The 6,251-nt window shown below is 51.8% G+C and carries 6 protein-coding genes; all 6 read left to right on the forward strand.

Going from position 1 to position 6,251, the window contains the following annotated elements; translation table 11 throughout:
* Positions 1-29 precede the first annotated feature (29 nt).
* Complete coding sequence (locus K8R57_02410) at positions 30-734, forward strand: glycosyltransferase family 2 protein (protein ID MCE9587147.1); 705 nt, start codon at positions 30-32, stop codon at positions 732-734.
* Positions 735-1,104: 370 nt separating this feature from the next.
* On the forward strand, positions 1,105-2,670 hold the full coding sequence (locus K8R57_02415) for a glycosyltransferase family 39 protein (GenBank protein MCE9587148.1): 1,566 nt from the start codon (positions 1,105-1,107) through the stop codon (positions 2,668-2,670).
* Between the two features lie 17 nt (positions 2,671-2,687).
* The gene (locus K8R57_02420) at positions 2,688-3,521 is read left to right on the forward strand and encodes a hypothetical protein (protein ID MCE9587149.1); all 834 of its coding nucleotides are present in this window, start codon (positions 2,688-2,690) and stop codon (positions 3,519-3,521) included.
* Positions 3,522-3,587: 66 nt separating this feature from the next.
* Positions 3,588-4,487 carry a class I SAM-dependent methyltransferase gene (locus tag K8R57_02425; GenBank protein ID MCE9587150.1) on the forward strand — a complete coding sequence of 300 codons (900 nt, stop codon included), beginning with the start codon at positions 3,588-3,590 and terminating at the stop codon, positions 4,485-4,487.
* A 31-nt stretch (positions 4,488-4,518) separates the two neighbouring features.
* On the forward strand, positions 4,519-5,448 hold the full coding sequence (locus K8R57_02430; GenBank protein MCE9587151.1) for an NAD-dependent epimerase/dehydratase family protein: 930 nt from the start codon (positions 4,519-4,521) through the stop codon (positions 5,446-5,448).
* Between the two features lie 17 nt (positions 5,449-5,465).
* Positions 5,466-6,251, forward strand: a 786-nt coding sequence (locus tag K8R57_02435) for an acyltransferase (protein ID MCE9587152.1), incomplete at its 3' end; no start/stop codon positions are given.

The following is a 6,251-nucleotide window of genomic DNA, read 5'->3' on the forward strand; positions in this document are numbered from 1 at the left end:
AGCAAAGTCATGCAATATCTGAAAAAAAGATGTCTCAAGTGAAACCCTGTCTTTCCGTGATCATGCCTGTCTTCAACGAAGAGGCAACTGTTGCTGATGTGATCGTCACGGTGCTCGCTCAAGAGAGCGTGCTAGAACTAATCATAGTGGATGACGCCTCTACCGATCGCTCTCGAGAAGTACTCCAGGGGTTGAAGTCAAGCGATGAAAGAATCCGCGTGTTGCATCATAAGAAGAACCAAGGAAAAGGGGCTGCTCTTCGAACTGGGATCGCTCATGCTACCGCGCCTATCGTTCTGATCCAGGACGCAGACATGGAATATGATCCAGCTGAGTATCCCGTCTTGATTGGTCCTATCCTCAGGGAAAAAGCTGATGCTGTTTTTGGATCGCGTTTTATAGGCTCGCAAGAGCATCGTGTGCTCTACTTCTGGCATTCGATTGGAAATAGGTTTCTGACTCTTCTCTCCAACATGTTTACCAACCTTAACCTTACAGACATGGAGACCTGCTATAAGGCGGTGAAGCGGGAGATCCTTCAGGGTATAGTGATTGAGGAGAATCGCTTCGGATTCGAGCCCGAGATAACTGCAAAGCTCTCCAAGAAGGGTGTGCGAATCTACGAGGTGGCTGTCTCTTACCACGGGCGCACCTATGCCGAGGGGAAGAAAATCAACTGGAAGGATGGATTCCAGGCCATCTGGTGCATTCTTAAATACAATCTTTTAGGTTAAAGAATGAAACGATTGGATCGCATGTCCTTCAGATAATGCTCACGCTATGACGCTTTTAGGTATTCTCCCCTACGCCGCAACGCTCTCTTGGGCGTTGTTTTTTTATCAACGCTCAGAGTCGCGTAAGAGATCCTGGCGTTGGAGTTTTGCTCTTGCTTGTGTGCTTTTAGGAAGCTTTGTCCTTGTCCTGACGGAGGCACTGTCCTTCTTGCGCTCTCTTACCTTCGTGCCGGTCTTTGCGGCCTGGTGCATTTATTTACTCATCCCAGCGACTCTGCTGATCTCTCTGCGCAAAAGGTTTGATTGGAGTGCAGAGTGGAGGCGAGTGTGGTCTAAGATTAAAGGTTTGCCGATTTGGATGGTTGCGGTGATGGCGGCCCTGATCTTCGTAATGTTCCGCATGGCGATGGCCTCGCCGCCTTGCAACTACGATGTTCAATCCTATCATCTTCCCCGCCAGATCTACTGGCTTATGCAGGGAAGTGTGGAGCATTTCGACGCCACCTATCCATTTCAAAACTGCCACCCCGTGTTATCGGAATTTCTGGGGCTGAACCTGATGCTGCTCTCGGGAGGTGATGCTTGGCATAATCTGAGCCAATGGTTTTTCTTCACGGCCGCATGTGGGGTTCTCACTCTGATGGTCAAATCCATCGAGGGAAGTCCACGAGCTCAGGCACTTGCCGTTCTCTTTGTCGCCTTGGTGCCGGTGGTGTTTTTTGAGGCTTCCAATGCGAAGAACGATATTATGGCCTCGTTCTTCATTCTAATCCCTCTCCTGATAGGTCTGCGGATCTGTAGCAAGGAGTGGAAGGTTGAGGTTGCGCTGCTTTTACTTGCTGCTCTTGCCGCAGGTCTTGCCATGGCAGCCAAGGGTACTGCCGTATCCTATTTACCACCGATAGCGCTCCTTCTTCTGGTCGCTACCTTGCGCGCTGGAGCCTGGAGGAGTCTTGCTGTCGCCCTTTTGCCAGGAGTGATGATCGTGGGGATTGTCATCCTACCAAATACCATCAGAAATCTTCATTCGTATTGTTCCATCACGGGGCCAAGTGTCGGAATGACTAATGAGAGGTATGATCCCGATTCGGTACTGGGAGTCTGCATCAAAAATGTTGCCAATCAGTTTGCATGGGGATCCGATTTTTCGATTCATCAAGTCGAGTTGGTCACGCGCAATCTGCTGCTATCTCTCGGACTGAACCCCGATGATCCATACACAAATATCGGGGCAGCTCAACTGGGAGGTCCTAATCTACACTTTTTCTACTTCCTGGGATGTGAGGATGTGATCCCCTCCCCCGTTCAGACCGGGCTATGTTTGTTAATCCCATTTTTCTTGTTGATCCCTGCTTTTAGAAAGGGATCGGGAACCATAGCCCTAAGCTGTGTCTTAATGGGCTCATTCCTGCTCTTTTGTGCAATCTTTCGCTGGCAGCCGTGGGGCGGGAGACTTTTGATTCCCGCATTCTTCATGGCGGCGCCGCTTGTTGGGAAGGCGGAAGATCTCTTCAGACCCAAGTGGATTCCCATTCTCGTTACTGCACTCATGATGGCATTCCTGTGGCAGCACATCTCCTATACGGGGCAGCGTCACTTGCTCGGATGGTGGTCTGTTTTTCGGATGCCCAAGGAGGAGCAGATGAGTGTCGCCTTCACAGGGCGCATGGAGGAAATCAGGAAGGTGGCCGGTATTCTCAAGGAAAAGCATGCGACCAATGTCATGGTCGATGGCAAGGACTCGCCGATCTATGGGCTCCTCCGAGAGGTTCATATGGAGTTGTCTCTGGTGAGGCTTCGCAGCGGTCATCTGGCTGCTCCAAACAATGCCGATGCTATCGTGGAGGCTGTGAGTGGAGACGAAGGGGTGGTTCCGATGGGATATCATCTGGATTGGAGCGGTAAATATTATAGGGTCTATTCTCTGATTCACTGAAGGTCTGCCTAAAAAGCATGAAGCGACCGCCCTTGCTCATCACTGCATCTCTCGATGCCGGGATCACACCCTATGTGGCACTCTCGGCGACGAGCGACCGGACCGAAGCCCATATGCAGGGACTGCTTGCATGGTTGGGGGACCCGAGCACTGAGAAGGTTGTTTTTGCGAAAAACTGCTCTGCCAGAATCCGATCCGAGGTCTTGGTGGCGACGGCCCGTAACTATGGAAAGGAGTTGGAGTTCGTTCAGGTTGACTCTTCCAAGAGGACTGTGATCCAAGGGAAGGGGTATGGTGAAGGTGACCTGATCCGGCAGGCTTTAGAAAAGAGTGATCTTCTGAAGGGTGCTGACGATTTCATCAAAGTAACAGGAAAGCTTTTTTGCCCTGGCACCGGGGGGATCTTTTCCGGAGAGGGTGAGGGCGAGTTTTTTGTCAGCAGGCATGTGCCTAAGGAAGATTTCATGGCGATCAGAAGGATGCTTTCGCCTCTTTATAAAAGTCAGCGAGGAAGCAGGGCGCTGGGATTTCTTAAACGGCGGATGAGGATCCCTTGGGGGCTCGTGGCGTCCGCTCCCGGAGCCTTGGTCGACACTCGTCTGTATCGGGTGAACAAGGCCTTTTACCTCAGCTCATTGGGTCAATCCTACCGCCGGGTGCAGGATGGTCTGGGCTATACGCTGGAACGCGCCTTTCATGACGATCTGATGGGACGCTCCTCCTCGGTGAGGATGCTGGAGATCTCTCCGGCCATTATCGGGACATCAGGAAGCATGGGCACCACGGCCGGGGAGATTTCAGAGGCGATCCGCATGGAGGCCCGTGAATTGGCTCTTCGATTGGCACCATAAAAGGCTGTTTGTAGTTCCGAAGCCCGAGGTATCCTCCCGAGCCACATCCATCCAATTTTCATCATCATGGAAACAGTCATTCAATTACTTAGGAAGGTTCCGTTCCTTGTCAGGATCAACCATGCTTATTACTCCCTAAAGAGGAGTCTGGAACTTGCGGTCAGTAATTTCATGTATAGGCGGGAGATCGGTGAGATCAGAAGGCTCGGGCAGTTTGCCCCCAATACTTCGGGTTATTATCAGGGATTAGAAAAAACCATCCATGATCTGACGTTGCTATCAGCCACTCAGCTTTTTCCAACGCTGGCGTCAATCGCCGATCGTTTCAGAGAAGCGCCGCTCACTCCCATCACGGCGGAACAGTTCTGCAAAGACCTTGGGGCCGAGGAGGAGGCTGCTACACTGAAGAAGGTCTTCGACTCCTATGGCTGCGACAAGTCACGAAACCACGACTACCACTTTGTCTATGGTGCGGTGCTGAAGAATCTCGAGAAGATCGATTCGATGCTCGAGATTGGCCTAGGAACGACCAATACTGATGTCGTCTCTAATATGGGCAAGATCTGGGTGCCCGGAAATTCCCTGCGTGCCTTCCGTGAGTATCTTCCCGGCACCCTCATCTATGGGGCCGACGTCGACAAGAGGATTCTGTTTGAAGAAGAACTTATCAAAACCTACTTCGTCGACCAGACGGATGCTACCACGATCACGGAACTCGGTGAGAAGATGCCCGGCAAGCTAGATCTGATTATCGATGACGGACTGCATGCCCCTAATGCCAACGTGGCGGTTCTCGCCTTTGCATTTAAAAAACTCAAGGCTGGAGGGTGGGTGGTGATCGAGGATATTTCCGAAGAAGCCGCTCCTATCTGGAAGGTGGTGAGCGCCCTGCTCCCAGCCCAGTATGCTTCCTATCTGATTCAGGCCAAGGGGGGCATGGTCTTTGCTGTGCAAATGCCGCTGTGATTCAATGGGAAAACTTCCAAGTAAAGTGCCGATGAAGTGTGCAGTCTTTGGGGGGGGAGGGTTTATCGGCTCTGCCATCTGTGATCGTCTACTCGAAGGGGGGCACTCGGTACGGATTTTCGAAAGGCCGAAGGTTCAGCCTTACCGAGCTTTTGATCGGGGAGAGGATGTAGAATGGATGGAAGGGGACATGTTGAGCGAGGGGGATCTGAAAAGGTGTCTTCAGGATATGGATGCAGTGTTCCATCTGGTCTCAACAACTCTTCCCAAGAGTTCCAATGAGGACCCGATCTATGATGTGGAGAGCAATCTTGTGGGATCGCTAAGACTGCTTGAGACGATGGTCGCGCAGAAGGTGGGAAGGATCATTTTCATCTCATCCGGGGGAACCGTCTATGGAACGCCGGAATACTTGCCGCTGGATGAGAAGCATCCCACAAACCCCATTGTCTCGTACGGTATTACCAAGCTGGCCATTGAAAAGTATCTCCGGCTTTATCGCGACCTTCATGATATCAAACCCGTGATTCTCCGGGTATCAAATCCATTCGGTTCAAAGCAACGGGTTGAATCAGCTCAAGGAGCGGTGACGGCCTTCATTCAAAAGGCGCTTCGCAAAGAACCCATCGAGATCTGGGGTGACGGCTCGGTCACCCGGGACTATCTACACGTCAGCGACGTTGCGGAGGCCTTCTTCAAGGCCTTGGATTATCAAGGTGATGAGCTGATCTTCAATATCAGTTCGGGAAGAGGAACAAATCTCAATGAACTTGTAGACATCATCAGCAACTCAGTCGGGCAACAAGTCGAGAAGGTTCATTTGCCTGGACGTGATTTTGACATCCCCTCAAATATTTTGTGCAATAAATTAGCCTCCAAGGAACTGGAATGGGTGCCTGAATTATCGATGGAACAGGGAATCAGGCGGACGATCCAAGAACTTCAAGAAGAAAGGCGTTAACTGTAAAATGCCCGGTCATGACCTTGCTTAAATATCGATCTGACATTGACGGCCTTCGGGCAGTGGCGGTGCTTGGGGTGGTTATCTACCATGCGTTTCCATGGGTGATCCCCGGCGGATTCATCGGAGTGGATATCTTTTTTGTGATCAGCGGATACCTGATCAGCGGGATTCTGTACAAGGGACACAACGCAGGGAACTTCAGTTTCAAAGAGTTCTACGCACGGCGTATCAGGAGACTCTTTCCTGCTCTGATCACCGTACTGGTGATCACCATGGCCTATGGATGGGTGATCCTGCTACCCGATGAGTTTGAACAGCTCGGCAAGCATGTGGCAGCGGGTACACTCTTCATCCAGAACATCGTCTTCTGGCAGGAGAGCGGATACTTCGACACGTCGGCGAGCCTTAAGCCCCTTCTCCATCTCTGGTCATTGGCCGTGGAGGAGCAGTTCTATATCTTCTTTCCCCCGATCCTCTTGCTCATCTGGAAGAGGAAATGGCCCATTGCTTCGATCATGCTGGTGCTGCTGGTTATTTCACTGGGGTGTAATCTCTGGATGTCGGTGCATGCCGGAACGGCGGATTTCTTTTTGACGCCTTACCGGGCTTGGGAGTTCCTGGGAGGAAGCCTGTTGGCATGGTGGCATAAAGAGCGTGTGAAGAAATTGGGAGGAGTCGCGCGAGGGCAAGGGATACTGGATGGGAAGGCGCCTGCGAGCGAGAATCCCCCTGCGGGCTTTGACCGAGCAGGCAACACCGCCAGACGGGGTCCCTTGTCCTCGCCCGAAGGGTTGGGGGGC

The sequence above is a fragment of the Verrucomicrobiota bacterium genome (assembly GCA_021413925.1).
Lineage (GTDB): Bacteria > Verrucomicrobiota > Verrucomicrobiia > Chthoniobacterales > UBA6821 > UBA6821.

Excerpts from the sequence above, each read along its gene's own strand:
- K8R57_02410 (MCE9587147.1), top strand. The coding sequence starts at position 30 with ATGTCTCAAGTGAAACCCTGTCTTTCCGTGATCATGCCTGTCTTCAAC.
- K8R57_02415 (MCE9587148.1), top strand. The coding sequence starts at position 1,105 with ATGGCGGCCCTGATCTTCGTAATGTTCCGCATGGCGATGGCCTCGCCG.
- K8R57_02420 (MCE9587149.1), top strand. The coding sequence starts at position 2,688 with ATGAAGCGACCGCCCTTGCTCATCACTGCATCTCTCGATGCCGGGATC.
- K8R57_02425 (MCE9587150.1), top strand. The coding sequence starts at position 3,588 with ATGGAAACAGTCATTCAATTACTTAGGAAGGTTCCGTTCCTTGTCAGG.
- K8R57_02430 (MCE9587151.1), top strand. The coding sequence starts at position 4,519 with ATGAAGTGTGCAGTCTTTGGGGGGGGAGGGTTTATCGGCTCTGCCATC.